We start from the raw sequence: 18,336 nt of genomic DNA on the forward strand, positions 1-18,336 counted from the left end.
CGGTCTCCGCCGCCGGCGCTCAGAGCCGGGGCAGGTAGCGGTCGAGCTCGAAGCGCGACACGTCGTGGCGGTAGTCGAGCCACTCCTGCCGCTTGTTGCGGAGGAAGAAGTCGAAGACGTGCTCGCCGAGCACCTCGGCGACCAGCTCGCTCTGCTGCATCTGCTCGATAGCCGACCCGAGCGACTCGGGCAGCGTCTTGATGCCCATGGCGCGACGCTCCGCGTCGGTCAGGCGCCACACGTCGTCCTCGGACTCGGGGGGCAGCTCATAGCCCTCCTCGATGCCCTTGAGACCCGCCCCGAGGAGCACCGCGTAGGCGAGGTACGGGTTGCACGCCGCGTCGATCGACCGGACCTCGATGCGGGTCGACTGGCCCTTGTTCGGCTTGTGCATCGGCACCCGGACGAGCGCGGACCGGTTGTTGTGACCCCAGGTCAGGTGGGCCGGCGCCTCTCCCCCACCCCACAGGCGTTTGTAGGAGTTGACCCACTGGTTCGTCACGGCGGTGATCTCCGCGCCGTGGATGATGAGACCGGCGATGAACTGCCGCGCGATCTTGCTCAGCTGGTAGGGCGCACCGGCCTCGTAGAAGGCGTTGGAGTCACCCTCGAAGAGGGACAGGTGGGTGTGCATTCCCGACCCGGGGTGCTCGGCGAACGGCTTGGGCATGAAGGTGGCGTAGATGCCCTGGGAGAGGGCCACCTCCTTGACGACCGTGCGGAAGGTCATGATGTTGTCGGCGGTGCTCAGGGCGTCGGCGTAGCGCAGGTCGATCTCGTTCTGCCCGGGCGCGCCCTCGTGGTGGCTGAACTCGACGGAGATACCCATGTTCTCGAGCATGGTGATCGCGGCGCGTCGGAAGTCGTGCCCCGTGCCGTGGGCGACGTGGTCGAAGTACCCGGCGTCGTCGACGGGCACCGGTCGACCGTCGGGGCCGCGGCCCTGCTCGAGGAGGAAGAACTCGATCTCGGGGTGCGTGTAGAACGTGAACCCGAGGTCGGCGGCCTTGTCGAGGGCGCGCTGGAGGACGTGCCTCGGGTCGGCGAAGCTCGGCGAGCCGTCCGGCATCTGCAGGTCGCAGAACATCCGCGCCGTGCCGGGCGGGTCGCCGCGCCACGGCAGGATCTGGAAGGTCGCCGGGTCCGGCTTGGCGAGCATGTCAGCCTCGTAGATCCGCGCGAAGCCCTCGATCGCCGAGCCGTCGAAGCCGATGCCCTCGGAGAAGGCGCCTTCGAGCTCGGCCGGGGCGACGGCGACGGACTTCAGGGTGCCGAGCACGTCGGTGAACCAGAGCCTGACGAAGCGGATGTCGCGCTCCTCGATGGTGCGCAGCACGAACTCTTCCTGACGGTTCATGTGTCGATCCTGCCGCATGCCTGTTTCACGGGTGTTAAGGACACCGGCCGAGATGTGAAGGGCCCCCGGGATCGCTCCCGGGGGCCCTCCGACTCCGCCGTATGCCGCTGGGCTCAGATCACTCGAACGTGACCTTCACCTGGAGGACGTTGCCGCCCTCCTCGGACTTGACGACAGTCATCCGCGTGCCCGAGCCGGCGACCTTCGTCGATCCCCACGGGTTCGTGGCGTCCCAGTACCGGTCGGCGACAGAGTCGTCGAAGGTCGGGATCGCCGGCTGTGCGGGAACCTCTGCCGGGACACCCCTGCGGTGGAACGTCACGGCATCGGTGGTCTCCAGGCCGAACGTGGCGTCGAAGGGCTGCCGACGGTTCGCGAGCAGGTACTTGCCCTCGAACACGATCGGAGTGGGACGTGCGTCGACGGGCAGGACCTCGCCACCCCCGGGGTGCGTCTTCGTGTTGTTGTCGTCGTACTCACCGTTGGCGAACCACACCAGCATGCCGTTCTGGAACGGGAACCGCTCCACCCAGTCCGGACGCGTGTTGGTGAAGCCGAAGTTGTACGGCCCGGTCTTGAGCGTGCTGTCGTAGCCGCTGTAGACCCGGTTCTCCGCCAGGTACATGTCCCGCACCTGGCGGGAGGTCGTCCCGCTGATGATCGAGAAGCCCTTGGCCGTCCACGAGCCGGCGCCGCTCTCCACGTCGTCCACGGTCGTCGCACCGTCGACGGTCACGGCGATGTCGTCGAGGTAGGCCTCGCTGGCGACGCCGCCATCGGTGGTGACCCGGAACCGGAACTGGACGTTCTTGCCGGCGTACGACGACAGGTCCCAGCTCTTCTCGGTCCACGGGAAGGACCCGTCGATCGGGGAACCGACCTGCGTCCACGTGGCGCCGTTGTCGTCCGAGACCTCGCCGTAGAGGTAGTCGTAGTCGACCTCGAGCCCGCCCTGGACGTAGGCACTCACCGAGCCGGACGTCGCGGACGTCAGGTCGACCGAGCGCGACAGGGTGGATGTCATGTCATCGCCGAACCCGCTCCACCATTCGGCAGAGCCCGAGTGGGGCGTGTTGCGGACAGTGGTCACCGTGCGCTCGGGAAGCGTGACCAGGAGAGCCTGGTGGTTGGTCCTGCTGGCGCGGTCGGCCGCGCCGAGCTTCACCGTGCTGTCCTGGCCGAACGGCACGACCTTGTAGTCCAGCCAGCCCAGCTGGAGCTTCTCCCAGGCACCCATGTAGCCGGGCGTCGTGCCGATGGAGTCGCCGCCGCGGTTCAGCCAGGAGCCGCTGCTCATCAACGACCAGAAGCCGGTGCTGTTGTCGCCGCCGGCGGTGTCGTAGAGGTCCGGCAGGCCGAGGTCGTGGCCGAACTCGTGGGCGAAGACGCCGAGGCCGCCGTTCTCCGGCTCCGTGGTGTAGTCGCCGATCCAGATGCCGGTGTCACCGATCGGGACGCCGCCGGCCTTGTTGATCTCGGGCCCGGCCGTTCCGAAGGTGGTGGAGTAGGCGTACCAGCGGTGCGACCAGATGGCATCCTCGCCCTGGGCGCCGCCGCCGGCCTCTTCGCCCTCACCGGCGTGGATCGCCTGGAAGTGGTCGATGTAGCCGTCGGGCTCGAGGAAGTTGCCGTCGCCGTCGTAGTCGTAGCGGTCGACCTTGTCGAACTGCGCCAGGTAGCCCTTGATCTCATCGAGCGACTTGCCCGCGGCGACCTGGGCGTCGTACCACGCCTTCGCCGTGTCCTTGACGAACGGCCAGTACGTCGACGAGGAGGAGTATTTGTTGGAGCCGTAGCGGGCCTCGTTGTAGGGCAGCTTGACCCAGTCGGAGACGTCGCCCTTGGCGAGGAAGCGGCCGTTGGACTGCTTGAGGTAGAAGTCCTTGAAGGACTCGCCGTCCCCGAACATCAGCTCCAGGTAGTGGGCGCGGTTGAAGTCCTTGATCCAGTAGGTCGAGTTGTCGTCGGTCGCGTTGCCGTCCCAGTTCCGGTCCGGCTCGGGGATCTGGTTGCGCACGGGACCGGGGGTGCCGCCGGTGTTCACGTTGATCTGGTCGCCGAACTCGGCAAGGATCGTGAAGACCGACTCCTCACGGTTCACGGGGTAGTCGATGTACTTGGACTTGCCGTCCTTGCCCTTGACCTCGATGACGCGGTTGCCCTTGATCGTCGTGGTCGTGGCCTGTCCCCTGACGAGCTTGTCCACCGCGTCCTTGCGGCGGTCGGCGGCAGCCTCGGCGAGGGGGTTGGGCAGGTTGTCCGGACGGGAGGCGTGGGCCTCGGCAGGGTCGCTGCTGATGACCGAGCCCGCCTGGGGCGTGGCCTGAGCCTGTCCCGGCACGGCGAGGCCCGTGGCGACGAGCGCCCCGACGGCCAGCCCTGAGACAGCGCTCCATTGACGCTTGTTCAAAGTGGTGTCCTCCTGTGTTCCAGCGCCGGATTGGCGCCGCGGGCCATTGGATCACTCACTCCGGTCGAATGGGGCGTTACTGACCAACTATTTACGAAACGGGCCTCTGGCGTCGTGGTCGAGGCAGCGGCGAACGTCTCCGGTCCACGCCCCGTGAGCGGTCGCGGCCGTCGCTATGCTCGGGCACATGACCGACGCGGTGCCTGCCGAGCAGCCCAATCCCTACGGCTCGGGGCAGGCAGCAGCCGCACCGGTGCGCAGGGTGCGCATCCCGCACCTGCAGGCGCTCAAGGCGGAGGGCCGCAAGTGGGCGATGCTCACGGCGTACGACATGTACTCGGCGCAGATCTTCGACGAGGCCGGCCTGCCAGCGCTGCTCGTCGGCGACTCGGCCGGCAACAACGTCCTTGGCTACGAGACCACGGTCCCCGTGACGGTGGACGAGCTGCTTCCTCTCGTCCGGTCCGTCAGCAGGAACACCCGTCGCGCGCTCGTGGTGGCCGACCTGCCCTTCGGGTCCTACGGCGGCTCGCTCCAGCAGGGGTTCGACACCGCCGTTCGTTTCATGAAGGAAGGCCTGGCCCACGCGGTCAAGCTCGAGGGCGGCAGTGCCATGGCGCCTCTCGTTCAGCTCCTGACCACCGCGGGCATCCCGGTCATGGCTCACGTCGGGTTCACGCCGCAGAGCGAACACCAGCTGGGCGGCTACCGGGTCCAGGGCCGCGGCGACGCAGCCGATGCCCTCGTGGATGAGGCGCGCGCGCTCGAGGAGGCGGGCGCCTTCGCCATCGTCCTCGAGATGGTGCCCGCACCGGTCGCTGCCCGCGTCACCGAGGTGCTGAGCATCCCCACGATCGGCATCGGCGCGGGGTCCGGGACCGACGCCCAGGTGCTCGTCTGGAGCGACTTCGCCGGCCTGCGCGCGGGCAAGGCGCCCCGCTTCGTCAAGAAGTACGCCGACCTGCGCGGCATTCTCACCGAGGCCGCACAGTCCTACGCAGCCGACGTGGAGTCAGGTGCGTTCCCGGCTCCGGAGCACTCCTTCGAGGAGTGACTCGAGCGGGGACGTCAGCCGTCGAGCTTCTCGTCGTCCCACCCCGGTGCCTCGTTGCGGTGCTCCCACTCACGGTCCTCCGCGTCCCACTTCTCGGTCCGCTCCCGGGCGTGCTCGAGTGCCTCACGGGCCTCGACCTCGGTGTCGTAGGGACCCATGACCTGGGCACCCCTGCTGCGGTTCTCGTCCGTCTCGACCTGACCGGTGTCGACGTTGTACCAGAAGCTCATCCCGCTCTCCCTTCGACGTGTTCGCCCAGCGAACGCCCATCCCAGAGCGCGTGCGCGAACGACCTAGACTCCACCGTATGCCGTTGGCCAGCTCACGCGTCGCACCGCACCAGGTGACTCCGCGACGTCCCGTACCCACCTCCATCGAACGTCCTCACTACGTCGACGTGGCCCACCCTCGCGAGGACGGGGACATTCACGTCAAGGATGCCGAGACCATCGAGAAGATGCGTGTCGCGGGGCGAGTCGCGGCGCAGGCGATGGCCGCCGCGGCGGAGCGGATCGCCCCCGGCGTGACCACCGACGAGCTCGACGCGGTGGCGCACGAGTTCATGCTCGACCACGGCGCCTACCCCTCGCCGCTCGGCTACAAGGCGTTCCCGAAGTCCATCTGCACAAGCGTCAACGAGGTCATCTGTCACGGCATCCCCGACACCCGTCAGCTCGAGGACGGGGACATCGTCAACATCGACGTCACGGCCTACGTTCACGGCGTCCACGGCGACACGGATGCGACCTACCTCGTCGGTGAGGTCGACGATGAGTCGCGGTTGCTCGTCGAGCGCACGCGAGAGGCGATGATGCGCGGGATCCGGGCCGCTCGGCCCGGGCGCGAGATCAACGTCATCGGACGGGTCATCGAGAGCTATGCGAGGCGCTTCGGCTATGGCGTGGTCCGCGACTTCACCGGCCACGGCATCGGCCTCGAGTTCCACTCCGGCCTCATCGTCCCGCACTACGATGCGGCTCCGCAGTACAACACCCTGATCGAACCGGGCATGACCTTCACCATCGAGCCCATGCTCAACCTCGGCACCCCCGAGTGGGAGATGTGGGACGACAAGTGGACGGTCGTGACACGTGACCGGCGGCGGTCCGCGCAGTTCGAGCACACGATCGTCATCACCGAGGACGGCAACGAGATCCTCACGTTGCCCTGAGGTCCTTTCGTGGCCACGGTTCTCCACCCACCCGGCACGTCAACCAGATCCCGGCAAGAAAGCGACAGACATGGCGAAGAACGGCAACCCGCTGGGGATCGACATCGGGGGCAGCGGCATCAAGGGCGCCCCCGTCGACCTCGACACCGGCACCTTGCTGCAGAAGCGCCTGCGGATCGACACACCGCAGCCCGCCACCCCTGACGCCGTGGCCCGCGTGGTCGATGTCATCGTCGACGCGTTCGCCGACGTCACCGGTGACTCGCCCATCGGCGTCACGGTGCCTGCCGTGGTCATCCGGGGCACGGTCCTGTCCGCCGCCAACATCGACCCGTCGTGGGTGAACACCGATGCAGCGGCGTTGATCAAGGAGCACACGGGCCGCTCGGTGACGGTGCTCAACGACGCCGACGCCGCCGGCCTCGCCGAGCTGCACTACGGCGCGGCCAAGGGCGAGAAGGGCCTCGTCATCCTGACGACGCTCGGCACCGGCATCGGGACCGCCCTCATCTACGACGGCAAGCTCATCCCCAACTCCGAGCTCGGGCATCTCGAGATCGACGGACACGACGCCGAGGACCGGGCCGCCTCGTCGGTCAAGGAGAACGAGGGGCTGAGCTGGGACGAGTGGATCGAGCGTCTCCAGCGCTACTACGAGACGATCGAGATGCTCTTCTCCCCCGACCTCATCGTCGTCGGTGGCGGGGTGTCGAGGGACTCCGACATGTTCCTGCCCAAGCTGCGGCTCCGGGCGCCGATCGTCCCGGCAGTGCTGCGCAACAAGGCGGGGATCATCGGTGCTGCCCGTCTCGCTGCCGACCTCGCTGCGGTCACTCGCTGAGGCGCAGGAGCAGGTCAGCCGCACGCCGCTCGTAGACCACCGCACTGAGTCGTACGCCGAACCACAGCAGCGCGACTCCCGACGTCAGCCCCATGGCCAGCGCCGGCAGGACCGCCCAGCCACTCCCGAACCAGGCGAGCACCCCGAGCACGAGGACCGGCGCCGCCAGGACGAGGGTGGCGACGCTCGACACCGTCTGCGACAGCATCGTCATGCCGACCGCACCCGGCGGTGTCTGGAAGGGGCTCTCGCCGGGCTTCGGCACCGGGTAGGGAAGCACGATGCTCAAGGTCGACGAGATGGCGTAGCCGGCGCCCAGGAGCGCCAGGGAGAGTCCTACCGAGGCGGGCAGCAGGTCCCAGCGGCCGGTGATCCACGAGCCGACGACCGAGTACACCGCGACGAGCGGCAACGCCAGGACGACGTTGGGCACCAGTCGGCCGAGCCGGTCGGCACGCCCCGGGACGGGCGAGGCGACGTGCATCCAGAAGGCCGTCGAGTCGTAGGCCGTGGCGTTGTGCTCGCTCCAGCTCGTGAGGAAGGCCGCAAGGGGCCCCATGAGGAGCGGCACCCACACCAGGCCCGCGGAGTAGTGGGGGACGAGCAGCGCGAGGGGTGCCACCGGGCTGAGGAGCATCGAGACCTGGTAGCGCGGGTCCCGGGCCCAGTACGTCAGAACGCGCGCCGCCACCGCCCAGGTCGGGTTGTCGGGGACCGAGCCGAACAGGCCGAGGTCACCGGGACCGGCGCTCTTCGAGACGGCCCGAGCGACCCCGCGGGGCGACTCGACCTGTCGACGAACGGCCCTGTCCCACAGTGCCGTTACGGCGACCAGGCCAGTGGTGGCGAGCAGGAGGCGGAGGACGCCGACAGAGACGGCACCGGCGGCGACGTCTCCCGGCGCGGCCCACGCCCACCCCAAGGGCGTCCACGCGAGCAGGTCCCCGGCCGTCCTCGCGCGGTCCTCGAGATCCCCGGCGGCCTCACCGACCATGGAGAGCGCCGGAACACCGACCGCCAGGAGCAGGAAGCCGACCATGGTCGTGACGTCTCTCCCCCGACGGCTCGACACCGCGTCGGTGGCCAGTGCTGTCACCCATCGGCTGAGGGCGACCGCGGTCAGCAGCCCGACGGGCACCGCGACGAGGGCCGTGACGGTGGACCACACCGTCTGCGAGAACGCGATCACCACCCCCACCCCGATGATCATCGACGCGATGGCGGGCAACCCGACGAGGGCGCCGAGGAGGAGGCCGACGGCAAGCTGCCGCGGTGGCACGGAGTAGGTGGCGAAGCGAGCGGCGTCCAGCGTCGGGTCGGAGCCGAACGCCAGCACGGGCACGAGGACCCACAGGATGGTGCCGACTGCGCCCCCGATGACGACGACGAAGCGGGCCGACTCGGGTTCACCGCGCAGCGCCGCCACCGTCACCGCCAGGGCCACGACGAGGAACGCGCCGTAGAGCACCCCGAGAACCATCCCGATCGCCTGGGCCCGGCTCCGCCGCAAGGTGTTCCGGAGCAGGTCGAGCTTCAGTCGGACGAGGTGCGCAACCACGCGAGCCCCTCCACCTCGGTGGATCCACCGACGAGGTCGACGAAGCGGTCCTCGAGGCTGCCGCCGGCCCGGACCTCGTCGAGCGTGCCCTGCGTGAGGACCTGGCCCTCGGAGATGACGGCGACATGGGTGCAGATCCGCTCCACGAGATCCATGACGTGGCTGGACAGGACGACGGTGCCCCCCGCGGCGACGAAGTCCTCGAGGATTCCTCGGATCGTCGCGGCGGACACGGGATCCACCGCCTCGAACGGTTCGTCGAGGACGAGCACGCGTGGGGCGTGGACGAGCGCCGTTGCCAAGGTGACCTTCTTCGTCATCCCGGCGGAGTAGTCGACGACGAGCTTGCCCTGTGCCTCGATGAGGCCGAGCGCGTCGAGCAGCTCCTCGGCGCGCTGCCGGGCCACCTCGCGCGAGATCCCGTGCAGCAGTCCGGCGTAGACGATCAGCTGCAAGCCCGTCAGCCGGTCGAACACGCGTAGCCCGTCGGGCAGGATCCCGAGCAGGCGCTTCGCGGTGACCGGGTCGGCCCACACGTCGTGGCCGAGGACGAAGACGTGGCCGGCATCCGGGCGCAGCAGACCGGTCGCCATCGACAGCGTCGTGGTCTTGCCGGCGCCGTTCGGGCCGACGAGGCCGAAGAACGAGCCACGCGGAACATCGAGGTCGATCCCCTTGACGGCGATGACCTCCCCGAACCGCTTCCCCAGTCCCCGCAGTGCGATCGCGGGGCCGGGCATCGGCGCACCGTGCGGCGCCGGCAGACCCAGTGCTTGTCCGGACACTCATTCCCCCTGTGTGTCGTCTCGATCAGAAGTCGCCGGACTCGCCGTCGCCGAGGTATCGCAGCGTGAGTCCCGCAACTCCGGCGAAGGACTCGATGTGGCCGGAGTACATCCGCTTGCCCCGCTCCGAGAGCAGGGCGTCGTGGATCGGGACGAAGGTCTTCGGCGCGATGCGGCTCACGAAACCGATCGAGTCCCGGCTGGCGCACCAGGGCGCGTTGAGCGGATGGGCGAGCACGTCGACCTCGCCCGGCTCGGCGTCGTAGGCGTCGCCGGGGTGGAAGAGGCTCGGCTCGCCCTCGGCGCGGAGCACCAGACCGACGTTGGGGATGACCGGCATCTGGTCGTGGTTGAACGCGTGCAGCTCACCCACCGGGGTCACCGTGACCTCGCCGACGGCGAACGGGTCGCCCTGCCGGCTGGGCACGACCGCGAGGCCCTCGGCGACCAGCTTGCTGGCCGTGAGCGGGTCGGTGTGCACCGTGGCGCGCGGGTTCGCCCGGATGACGCGAGCCGCCGGTGCCGGGTCGAAGTGGTCCGGGTGGTTGTGCGTCACGAGGATCGCGTCGAGGTCGGTCAGGTCCTCGAAGCCTGTGGAGAAGTTGCCCGGGTCGATGAGGATGCGCCAGTCGGCCATCTCGACGAGGAGGCATGCGTGTCCCAGGTGAGTCACTCGCATACGGCCAACCTAGGACATCGGCTCGGTCGGGGTGGAGGGGGCGTGCAGGGTCAGCGGTTCGGGGGCCGTCAGCCAAGGCACCAGGCCGACGAGGCACACCACTCCGGTCATGAGGAAGGCGACCCCGAAGCCGAGGACGTCTGCGACGAGGCCGATGAGGATCGGCCCGACGATGGCGCCCCCGTCCTGCGCCATCTGGAACGTCGACAGGACGCGCCCGCCGTTGCGCTCGTGGCCGACCACGTCGGCGAGCGCGGCCTGCTGTGCGGGGTTGACGAGGCCGGCACCGACCCCGGAGATCGCGGACAGGCCGAAGAGGAGGACGAGCCCGGCGCCGACCGACAGGGACCGGTGCTGCGCCAGCCCGAGCAGCGCCATGGCGGCTCCCATGACGAGGAGCCCGACAATGACGAGCGGTCGGCGTCCCACCCGGTCGGCCAGGCGCCCGGAGACCTGCAGCGTGGCCGCGGTCCCCACTGCGCCGATGCCCAAGGTCGCCCCCGCGACCCAGGGGCGGTCGAGCACCGCGGTGGCGAGCAGCGGCAGCACCGCCATCCGCACCCCGAAGTTCGTCCACCCGTTGGCGACTCCCGAGGCGAGCGCTGCCCGGTAGACCGGCGACCCCCAGGCCTGAGACAGGGTCATCACGTCGCGCCCGTGCCCATCGTCAGCGGGCCGGAGGCGGGCACCGCCCAGCCCGACCGCCACGACGACCGCGGCGATGAGGAGCGCCACGCCGTAGACGATGAACGGCGCGCGCAGGCCCCACCCGGCGAGCAGGCCGCCGAGGACGGGGCCGATCATCCCCCCGATGAGGAACGCCGAGCCGTACGTCGATGAGACTCGCCCGCGGGCGCTCGGCGGGGCCAGTCGCACGAGCAGCGCCATCGCCGAGATCGTGAACATCGTCGACCCGATGCCGCCCAGCCCGCGGAAGACCAGGAGCTGGGCGTAGGACTGCGCGAACGCCGTCGCGAACGACGAGACGGCGACGATGACCAGACCGGTGAGGTAGACGGGCCGCTCCCCCAGCCGGCTGACCAGCTCCCCACCCACCGGGGCGAACACGAGGCGGAAGAAGGCGAACGCCGAGACGATGACGGAGGCCGCGGCGACGCCGACGTCGAACGACCGGGCGTAGGCGGGCAGGACCGGCGCGACGAGCCCGTAGCCGATGGCGATGACGAAGGCCGAGCCGACGAGGATCCAGATCTCCCGAGGGATCTGGATCCGGGCCGGAGCAGCTGTCGTCACCACGCCGCCATTCTCACCCGCAGGTCCGACACGACCCCAATCGGGCTGGAAGGTCAGTCGTGTCGGAAAGCGAGCTCAGCGGCATACGGCCATCCGTTCTGTCGCGCCGGCTGACGGCGTCAGGACAGCGCGGCGCAGATATCGGTCGCTGTGCCGCTGGCCGAGGTCAGCGTGAAGACGCCCCGGTGTCGACGGTGAAGGCCACCTGCCCGACGTAGAGCGTGGTCGAGGGCCCGGCTGGGACGTCACTCGGGAACAGGATGAGCACCGTGTGGCCATTCATCCTGACCGTCTGGGACCCGTCCACTCCGTAGCTTGTGTGCACCACGGCCCCGTTGGACCGGAAGGACACCGTCTCGCTGGTGGTGAGGTTGGTGAAGGTGAGGGCTCCTCCCTTCCCCGCGGTGATGGAGCGGACGACCCGGTCGTCCCGATCGACGAACTCCGCCGTGTGAGTGTTGCCGCCCGCACTCTCGATGCGCAGGTCGAAGTCCGCGCAGGCCACGCCAGCGGGCATGTCGTAGGCAAAGCCGGGGTCATCCGCCCCGGACGCAGTCGCGCTCGTCGCTCCGAGCGCCAAGGTGGCCATCGCGCTCGCGACGCCAAGTCTCCTGACTACCGATCGCATGGTGAGGCCACTCCGCAGTCGGAATGGTTATTGTCCAAGGGCGCGGACCGATCGCCGTCGCATCCCGACCTTCTCGAGTGCTCAGACATGACGACGCCCATGACGCCCACGGCCGCCAGGCCACTGCCTCTCCGCGCGCCCACCCCGGCCCGCCGCCTTCTGGCTGCAGGCGTCGTCGTCGCTGCATTCCTGCTGACTCGTGGAGTCGCTCAGGCCGTCACGCCCTTCATCCGTCAGGACGACTGGCCCTTCCTGCTGCCGCCGGACACGTCAGGAGTCCTTCCGACGACCTACTACAACGTGAGCGAGGGACGGTGGCTCAACTGGGCGTGGTGGGCCGTCGTCGGCCAGCACGGCACACCCACGACCGCGGCCCTCACCTACGCCGTCGGCTATGCCCTGCTCGTCCTGGGCATGTGGCGGGCGCTCCGCCTCTCCGGCCTCCGTACCGGACCCGTGGTCGAGGCCCTGCTCGGCCTCGCGCTCTTCGCATCCTGCGTGTGGGTCCAGCTGCTCTACTGGCCAGGGACGCTGACGCCGTCAGTCCTCATGGCCGCTGTGGCGATGTGGCTGCTGCCCTGGGCGGGGCGCTCGTCCGTGCGGCTCGGCCTCTGGCTCATCGTCGGTGAGGTCTCCGCCGTGCTGACCTATCCCCCGATCGGTGCCGTGCTCCTCGTGTTCGCCGTCGTGTACCTGCGCGAGGCGCCCTGGCGTCGGCTGCTCCTCTGTGGAGCCACCTGGCTCGGGGCTTTTGCCCTGGGCGTCGGTGTTGCCTACACCCTCAACTGGTTCAACTACGGGCAGTTCGGCCTCCAGCTCGCCAAATGGCGCCGCCCCAACCCGCTCACCTCGCTCGACGCCCTCGCAGTCAACGCGGAGCGCTGGTTCGAGGCGGCCGGGACCCTGTGGGCCGCCCAGTGGTGGACGTTGCTCGTCGGCTTCGTCGGGATCGCCCTCGGCTGGGGCGACGCCACCGTCCGTCCACGCCTTCAGCGACTCCTTCTCGCGTTCGTCCTCGCCTATGGCCTCGACGCCGCGCAGACGCTCGCGACCGGCGTCGTCACGGAGGCGCGAGGCCAGCTGTGGACCTGGCTCCTTGCGGTCCTGCCTGTCGCGCTCCTGCTCATCGAGCGGCACGACGTCGACCCGGTGTCCGGGGCACGGCGCCGGCACCACGTCCACCGCATCGCCACGGTGCTGCTCACGGTGCTCGCAGTCGGCGGAGTGGTGACCTGGCGCGCCGACATCGGCGCACACCAGGCCACCCGCATGCAGTACGCATCCATTGCCGAGGCCGCCACCGCGCACGCCCCCGGTACCGACGCACCGAGGATCGTGGTCTACCAAGACCCCTCGGTGCGCGAAACCCGCGAAGGCCGGATCATGGCCAGCACGCTCTTCATGGCAGTACGCCAAGAGCTCGGCGGCGTTCTACCCGGATGGTGCCGAGGCTGGCAGTGCGGCGAGCTGGCGGCGCGAGCGGGGTCGGAGTCCGTCATTCGCCTGGCCAACGACGTCGTCGGCATCGTGGTGCCGGCCCCGCCCGACTGGCTCTGAGGCAGTCCAGCGGCCCTCCACGGCAAGGCCCGGACCGCAGTGGGCTCTCCGAACGACCTTTCACATACAACGTGTATGTGAACGCTTCGTGCATGTCCACCCCGGCCCGCAAGCGGGACCTCGACGCTGCCGCCACGCGTGAGGCACTCCTCGAGTCCGGCCGCCGGCTCTTCCTCCAGGGCGGCTACGCCGCGGTGTCCGCCGAGGCGCTCGTCCGGTCGGCTGGGCTCACGCGCGGCGCTCTCTATCACCACTTCGACGGGAAGAAGGGGCTCTTCCGGGAGCTGGTGGCCGCACTGCAGGACGACGCTGCGGCACTCGTGGGACGTGCGATGAGTCAGGCCTCGGACCCTTGGGACGCGGCGTCGAACGGAGCCCGCGCCTTCCTGGAGCTCACCACCGAGACCGCCTACCGGGAGCTGGTCCTCATCCAGGCCCCGCTCGTCCTGGGGTGGGCCCTGTGGCGTGAGCTCGACGAGGAACGCCTCGGCAGCCTCGTCGTGACCGGCATCCGGGCCCTCCGGGACGCGGGACGGCTCTCGCCTCTGCCAGAGCAGCTCGTCGCCACAGGGCTCTACGGAGCCCTCACCGAGCTGTCTCTCGTGGTGGCGGCCGACCCCTACCCCCACGTGGCGCTCGAGCGGGCACACCGGGTGTTCATGGCGATGCTCGGCGGCTTGGGGTCCTCGTGAGCTCGCCCTACGTCTTCGAGGTGACGCGCGCCGATGGCTTCATCGCCCCCGGTGGGGTCAATGTCGTCGGCTTCCGGGAACGGTCGGGCACCGCTTTCACCCATCGCATCCTCCCGCGACCATCCGTCGGCGTCGTCATCGACTGCACGACAGGGTCGATCACCGCGGGGCCGATGAGGTCGACGGGTGGTCCGGCACCGAGCGGCGTGGTCGGCGGCATGACCCCCGTGGACGGGCAGGTCTGCGCCGCGAGGCTCGACTGCCTCGAGATCCAGTTCTCGCCCCTCGTTGCCGGCGCCTACCTCGACGTCGCCCCCGTCGAGCTCGACAGCCCCTTCCTCTCCCTCGACGACGTCTGGGGTCCACCGGCGCAGTCCCTCAAGGGTCAGCTCCTCGAGAGCCACGACTGGGAGTCGCGCTTCTCTGCCGTCGGCCAGCTGCTCATGGCAGTGCGCCGCGAGCAGCACCGAGTCGACCCCGAGATCGCCGATGCCTGGCGGCTCATCGTCGCCACCGGGGGGCGGGTGCCCGTGGCGAGGCTCGCCGATCGCTACGGCTGGAGCCGGACCCGCTTCTGGCGGCGGTTCCGTGCACAGGTGGGCCTCTCACCGAAACGCGCGACACGCGTCGTCAGGTTCGACCGCGCCCTGCGACTCGTCAGCGCCGGACGGCCACTTGCCGTCGTCGCGACCGAGACGGGGTTCGCCGACCAGCCCCATCTCAACCGTGAGTTCCGCGAGCTCGCCTCGACCACTCCGACGTCCCTCCTGCGCGAGCCCATCTGGAGATCCCCGATGTCCTGGACCTCACCACGAGGCTCGGGTCCAGCGGTTTCCTCGGACCAGCCGGCCCGCGGCGCACAAAAGTCCAAGACACCGGACATGGGGTCCCGCCACGATGGGGAGGGTCACCCACGCAGCGCCACCTCGTCCCCGGGGTCGCGTCGCGTCACGTCAGCGGGCCGAAGGGGGCCCGCCGTTCCGCTCGGAATCCCACGGGCCGCCGGTCGAGCTCGGTAGCCACTCACGCCAGGAGGCACCATGCGCAAGGTCGTAGCCGGACTCTTCCACTCCCTCGACGGAGCCGTGGAGAGTCCGGACCGGTGGCAGTTCGACAGCTTCGACGACGAGGTCGGCGAGCGCATGAACCGGACCATCGGCAGCATCGACGATGCCCTGATGGGCCGCGTCACCTATAAGGAGTGGTCCGGCTACTGGCCCCACTCCGCACCCGCGGAGGACAACTCGTTCGCCGACTTCATCAACGCGGTCCCGAAGCACGTCGCTTCCACGACCCTCACGGGGCCGCTGGAGTGGCAGAACTCCACCGTCATCGAGGGCGAGCTGCACGATTACGTCCGCGGGCTCAAGGAGTCGCAGGGCAGGGACATCGGGGTGCAGGGGAGCATCGGCATCGTGCGCGACCTCGTCCTCGCCGGGCTCCTCGACGAGCTCACCCTCATCACCCACCCCGTCGTCGCGGGCGGGTCCTACCGCAGGCTCTTCCAGCCGGGTGACCCGACGACCCGGCTGGCCCTGGCCGACGCGACGACGACATCGGCCGGCAACGTCCTGCTCACGTACCACCCCCACCCCGGTTGAGCCGACCCCCGGATCTGCGCACCAACAGCAGACCCGGTCCAGGCGCACGGACACCCGGCGACACATGTCGCCGGGTGTCTGCGTGCTCTGGAAGCGTTGCGCCGCGCGAACATTCGTCCAAGCCAGAGCCCCCGGGACACCCCGACGCTGGACGCATGGAACACCACGCCAAGCCAGGGCGACCCATCGGACTCGTCTGTCTCGCCATCCTGGGGCTCGTGGCAGCCCAGCAGATGGTCAACCCGGTGCTCCCGCCACTCGCTCGGCAGCTCGGTCTCAGCGAGGTCGCACTCGGAGCCGTGTGGACGGTCGGCGGTGCGGGCATCGTTCTCGCGAGCCCGGCGTGGGGCCGTCTCATCGGTCGTTGGGGACACCGTCGCGTACTGCTCGTGTCACTCGGCGCAGCGGGGGTCGCGCTACTGGTCTTCGCCGCGGTCGCGCAGGCCGGCCTGGTCGGCGCCTTGGCCCTCGCGCCGCTCTTCGGCCTGCTCCTCCTGACGCGCGGTGTCGTCTTCGGCGTCGCTTGGGCGGGCACGCCGGTGGCAGCACAGTCGTTCGTCGCCGAGTCGACGTCCGGTGAGGCACAACGGGTTCGGGGCTTCTCGTTGATCGCAGCCGCGCAGGGCCTCGGGATGGCGGTCGGTCCCGCCATCGGTGGTGGGTTGAGCGGGTTCGGCCTCCTCGCGCCTCTCTACGTCGCGCCCGTCGTGCTCCTGGCCGTGGCGCTGGTCGTCGCTCGTGGGATGCCGCGGTCCCCGGCCGCGCGAGACGACGCAGGCCCACGGTCCGTCCACGTGGGACCGCGCGACAGACGCGTCCGTCCCTTCCTCGTGACTGCCTTCGTCATGTACCTCTCGCTCGCCCTGGTCCTGATGACCGTGGGCTTCCTGGTGCAGGACCGGCTCGGGCTCGACCCCCAGGAGACGGGCCGCTCGACGGCGCTGGTCATGCTCGCGGGCGCCACGGCGATGATCCTCGTTCAGGGCGTGGTCGTGCCTCGTCTCGCGTGGGGTCCACCGCGCCTCATCCGGGTCGGCAGCTTCGTCATGGCCGCCGGAATGTCGGTCATCCTCGTCGCCCATGCAGCGGGGCTCATCGCGGCAGGACTCGCCGTCGTCGGCGCCGGAATCGGGCTCGGGGCACCGGGGTTCATGTCGATGCCGACCCTTCTGGTCACCGCGCAGGAGCAGGACTCGGTCGCCGGGCTCATGAATTCGGGCATCGCCCTGGCCATGATGCTGGCGCCGCTGTTCGGAACGATCCTCTATGCCGCCTCCCCCGCCGCGCCCTACCTGGTGGGCCTCATCCTGCTGGTTGCGCTCGCCGGTTTCGCCCTCGTCGATCCGGCCCTGCGAGCACCCTCCGCGACCGACCACCCCCTGACCGTCAACCGCAGGTGAAGGAGGCGCGCCACGCGGGAGGTGTCACAGCTGCTCGTCGTGGACGTGAGGCCTGCAGTCCATTTTCGGCCGTCTCCGCGCCAGGCTCCGTGCCACTGGCTGGGAGGCACGAGCGGCCACTCTGCGGGTGGCGTGAGCGGAATTGAGGGAGAGCAGGGCCCGGTCACCCGAGTGCGGCGACAGATCGCGCCAGCTCGCGCCCCGTCAGCACGCAGCCTCCGAGAAGTGTGCCTTCCAGGGTGCGCTTGCCGTGCATGCCGCCGCCTCCGAAACCGGCAGCCTCGCCGATGGCATAGAGACCGGGTAGCACCGCCCCATCAGCACGGAGGACTCGGCACCCTTCGTCGGTCTCGATCCCACCCAGGGTCTTGCGCGCGACGGGGCGAAGCCGGATCGCGACGAGCTCGCCGTGGTCACCTGCGGCGATCGGCACAAAGGCCGACGTGCGCAGCCGGTCGCCGAGAAACGCCCGGACGTTGCGCAACGCAACGAGCTGCGGATCGGAGAACAACCGACGTCCCCGCGCGATCTCGGCGTCATAGGCAGCCACGTCACGGCTGAGGGCACTGGCGTCGATCGGCGTATCGGGAGTGAGCGCCGTCATCCGCTCGGCGAGGGTCGCCAGGTCCGGGGCCGTGACGACGTCCGAGCAGTGGCTGATGAGCTCGTCCGCGAGGGCGACGTTGCCTCGCAGCAGGTCTCGAGCCACCTGGAGCTTGCGCCGGTCGCGGAAGGCGGGGTTGAAGCGGGCCCCCTGGATGGCGCCCTCCTTGGCGAGGATCTCCCGGTTGAGCACCATCCACGACCAGGGTCGCCCCGTCGCCATGACCCGGCTCACCGCACCACGGGTGTCATAACCGGCGAGCTGGGGTGGCTCGAAGCGGGATCCGTCCGCCTGCATCCACAGCCCGGACTTCGTTGGTATCAGGGCCAACCCGTGCTCAGGGAAGTCTCCGTCCCAGTGCGCCACGCCCGCCGCGTAGACCCACATGTTCTCGAGGTGCACGACGGACCCACCGGCATCGGCGACCACGTCCTGCAGATGCCCGTCGATGTGTGGCCACACCCCGCCCAGCAGGTCCTCCGGCGGAGCGCCCCAGTCGTCGCGGGGCCAGCTCGCGCGGACCTTGCCCAGGTCTCCGGTTCGGCCGCCTGCAGCGATCACGACGTGCTCCGCCCGGGCCTCGAACTCACCATCAGCATTGCTGCCGCGCACGCCGACGACCTGGCCGGACTCCAGGATCAGGTCCTCGACCCGGTGCTCGCACTGGATCGTCAGTGAATCGCCCCGGGTCTGGTGGAGGGTCTGTTTCCACGGAAAGGTGGAGTTATGCCAGCACCGAGGAAGT

General features: G+C 69.6%; 17 protein-coding genes. 8 read left to right on the top strand and 9 right to left on the bottom strand.

Annotated features, from left to right (window positions below; all coding sequences use genetic code 11):
• Positions 1-19 precede the first annotated feature (19 nt).
• Complete coding sequence (gene glnA / locus ABWV20_RS08005) at positions 20-1,357, bottom strand: type I glutamate--ammonia ligase (RefSeq protein WP_353354385.1); 1,338 nt, start codon at positions 1,355-1,357, stop codon at positions 20-22.
• Positions 1,358-1,475: 118 nt separating this feature from the next.
• On the bottom strand, positions 1,476-3,767 hold the full coding sequence (locus ABWV20_RS08010) for an immune inhibitor A domain-containing protein (protein WP_353354387.1): 2,292 nt from the start codon (positions 3,765-3,767) through the stop codon (positions 1,476-1,478).
• 187 nt (positions 3,768-3,954) lie between these two features.
• On the opposite strand from ABWV20_RS08010, the gene panB reads away from it, so the two are divergent.
• On the top strand, positions 3,955-4,821 hold the full coding sequence (gene panB / locus ABWV20_RS08015; RefSeq protein ID WP_353354388.1) for a 3-methyl-2-oxobutanoate hydroxymethyltransferase: 867 nt from the start codon (positions 3,955-3,957) through the stop codon (positions 4,819-4,821).
• 14 nt (positions 4,822-4,835) lie between these two features.
• On the opposite strand, the gene ABWV20_RS08020 is transcribed toward panB, so the two are convergent.
• Positions 4,836-5,051: a methionine aminopeptidase gene (locus ABWV20_RS08020; RefSeq protein WP_353354389.1), complete on the bottom strand. Its 216-nt coding sequence runs from the start codon at positions 5,049-5,051 to the stop codon at positions 4,836-4,838.
• A gap of 77 nt (positions 5,052-5,128) precedes the next feature.
• Between ABWV20_RS08020 and map the strand changes: the two genes are divergently transcribed.
• Positions 5,129-5,992, top strand: a complete 864-nt coding sequence (gene map, locus ABWV20_RS08025) for a type I methionyl aminopeptidase (RefSeq protein WP_353354390.1) — start codon at positions 5,129-5,131, stop codon at positions 5,990-5,992.
• Positions 5,993-6,062: 70 nt separating this feature from the next.
• Positions 6,063-6,833, top strand: a complete 771-nt coding sequence (gene ppgK / locus ABWV20_RS08030) for a polyphosphate--glucose phosphotransferase (RefSeq protein WP_353354391.1) — start codon at positions 6,063-6,065, stop codon at positions 6,831-6,833.
• Here ppgK and ABWV20_RS08035 read toward each other — a convergent pair.
• From ABWV20_RS08035 to ABWV20_RS08055, 5 genes are all read right to left on the bottom strand, one after another.
• Positions 6,823-8,391 (bottom strand): hypothetical protein, encoded by a 1,569-nt coding sequence (locus ABWV20_RS08035; protein WP_353354393.1) that lies wholly within the window; start codon positions 8,389-8,391, stop codon positions 6,823-6,825. The two genes, ppgK and ABWV20_RS08035, sit on opposite strands and share 11 nt — an antisense overlap.
• On the bottom strand, positions 8,367-9,131 hold the full coding sequence (locus tag ABWV20_RS08040) for an ABC transporter ATP-binding protein (protein ID WP_353354394.1): 765 nt from the start codon (positions 9,129-9,131) through the stop codon (positions 8,367-8,369). The genes ABWV20_RS08035 and ABWV20_RS08040 overlap by 25 nt, the downstream gene beginning before the upstream one ends.
• Positions 9,132-9,201: 70 nt before the next feature.
• Positions 9,202-9,855: an MBL fold metallo-hydrolase gene (locus tag ABWV20_RS08045; protein WP_353354395.1), complete on the bottom strand. Its 654-nt coding sequence runs from the start codon at positions 9,853-9,855 to the stop codon at positions 9,202-9,204.
• Positions 9,856-9,864: 9 nt separating this feature from the next.
• Complete coding sequence (locus ABWV20_RS08050) at positions 9,865-11,112, bottom strand: MFS transporter (protein WP_353354396.1); 1,248 nt, start codon at positions 11,110-11,112, stop codon at positions 9,865-9,867.
• Between the two features lie 163 nt (positions 11,113-11,275).
• Positions 11,276-11,737 (bottom strand): hypothetical protein, encoded by a 462-nt coding sequence (locus tag ABWV20_RS08055; protein ID WP_353354397.1) that lies wholly within the window; start codon positions 11,735-11,737, stop codon positions 11,276-11,278.
• Between the two features lie 87 nt (positions 11,738-11,824).
• Between ABWV20_RS08055 and ABWV20_RS08060 the strand changes: the two genes are divergently transcribed.
• From ABWV20_RS08060 to ABWV20_RS08080, 5 genes are all read left to right on the top strand, one after another.
• Complete coding sequence (locus tag ABWV20_RS08060) at positions 11,825-13,294, top strand: hypothetical protein (RefSeq protein WP_353354398.1); 1,470 nt, start codon at positions 11,825-11,827, stop codon at positions 13,292-13,294.
• 92 nt (positions 13,295-13,386) lie between these two features.
• Positions 13,387-13,986: a TetR/AcrR family transcriptional regulator gene (locus ABWV20_RS08065; protein ID WP_353354400.1), complete on the top strand. Its 600-nt coding sequence runs from the start codon at positions 13,387-13,389 to the stop codon at positions 13,984-13,986.
• Positions 13,983-15,005 carry a helix-turn-helix domain-containing protein gene (locus tag ABWV20_RS08070; RefSeq protein ID WP_353354401.1) on the top strand — a complete coding sequence of 341 codons (1,023 nt, stop codon included), beginning with the start codon at positions 13,983-13,985 and terminating at the stop codon, positions 15,003-15,005. The genes ABWV20_RS08065 and ABWV20_RS08070 overlap by 4 nt, the downstream gene beginning before the upstream one ends.
• 21 nt (positions 15,006-15,026) lie before the next feature.
• On the top strand, positions 15,027-15,587 hold the full coding sequence (locus ABWV20_RS08075; RefSeq protein WP_353354403.1) for a dihydrofolate reductase family protein: 561 nt from the start codon (positions 15,027-15,029) through the stop codon (positions 15,585-15,587).
• A gap of 155 nt (positions 15,588-15,742) precedes the next feature.
• Complete coding sequence (locus ABWV20_RS08080; RefSeq protein WP_353354405.1) at positions 15,743-16,987, top strand: MFS transporter; 1,245 nt, start codon at positions 15,743-15,745, stop codon at positions 16,985-16,987.
• 163 nt (positions 16,988-17,150) lie between these two features.
• Here ABWV20_RS08080 and ABWV20_RS08085 read toward each other — a convergent pair.
• Positions 17,151-18,336 (bottom strand): FAD-binding protein (locus ABWV20_RS08085; protein WP_353354407.1); only part of this gene is annotated, 1,186 nt, incomplete at its 5' end.

This window comes from Intrasporangium sp. DVR (assembly GCF_040365325.1).
GTDB lineage: Bacteria > Actinomycetota > Actinomycetes > Actinomycetales > Dermatophilaceae > Intrasporangium.

Excerpts from the sequence above, each read along its gene's own strand:
- ABWV20_RS08040 (WP_353354394.1), bottom strand. The coding sequence starts at position 9,131 with ATGCCCGGCCCCGCGATCGCACTGCGGGGACTGGGGAAGCGGTTCGGG.
- ABWV20_RS08060 (WP_353354398.1), top strand. The coding sequence starts at position 11,825 with ATGACGACGCCCATGACGCCCACGGCCGCCAGGCCACTGCCTCTCCGC.
- ABWV20_RS08080 (WP_353354405.1), top strand. The coding sequence starts at position 15,743 with ATGGAACACCACGCCAAGCCAGGGCGACCCATCGGACTCGTCTGTCTC.
- ppgK (WP_353354391.1), top strand. The coding sequence starts at position 6,063 with ATGGCGAAGAACGGCAACCCGCTGGGGATCGACATCGGGGGCAGCGGC.
- glnA (WP_353354385.1), bottom strand. The coding sequence starts at position 1,357 with ATGAACCGTCAGGAAGAGTTCGTGCTGCGCACCATCGAGGAGCGCGAC.
- panB (WP_353354388.1), top strand. The coding sequence starts at position 3,955 with ATGACCGACGCGGTGCCTGCCGAGCAGCCCAATCCCTACGGCTCGGGG.
- ABWV20_RS08020 (WP_353354389.1), bottom strand. The coding sequence starts at position 5,051 with ATGAGCTTCTGGTACAACGTCGACACCGGTCAGGTCGAGACGGACGAG.
- map (WP_353354390.1), top strand. The coding sequence starts at position 5,129 with ATGCCGTTGGCCAGCTCACGCGTCGCACCGCACCAGGTGACTCCGCGA.
- ABWV20_RS08065 (WP_353354400.1), top strand. The coding sequence starts at position 13,387 with ATGTCCACCCCGGCCCGCAAGCGGGACCTCGACGCTGCCGCCACGCGT.
- ABWV20_RS08045 (WP_353354395.1), bottom strand. The coding sequence starts at position 9,855 with ATGCGAGTGACTCACCTGGGACACGCATGCCTCCTCGTCGAGATGGCC.
- ABWV20_RS08075 (WP_353354403.1), top strand. The coding sequence starts at position 15,027 with ATGCGCAAGGTCGTAGCCGGACTCTTCCACTCCCTCGACGGAGCCGTG.
- ABWV20_RS08055 (WP_353354397.1), bottom strand. The coding sequence starts at position 11,737 with ATGCGATCGGTAGTCAGGAGACTTGGCGTCGCGAGCGCGATGGCCACC.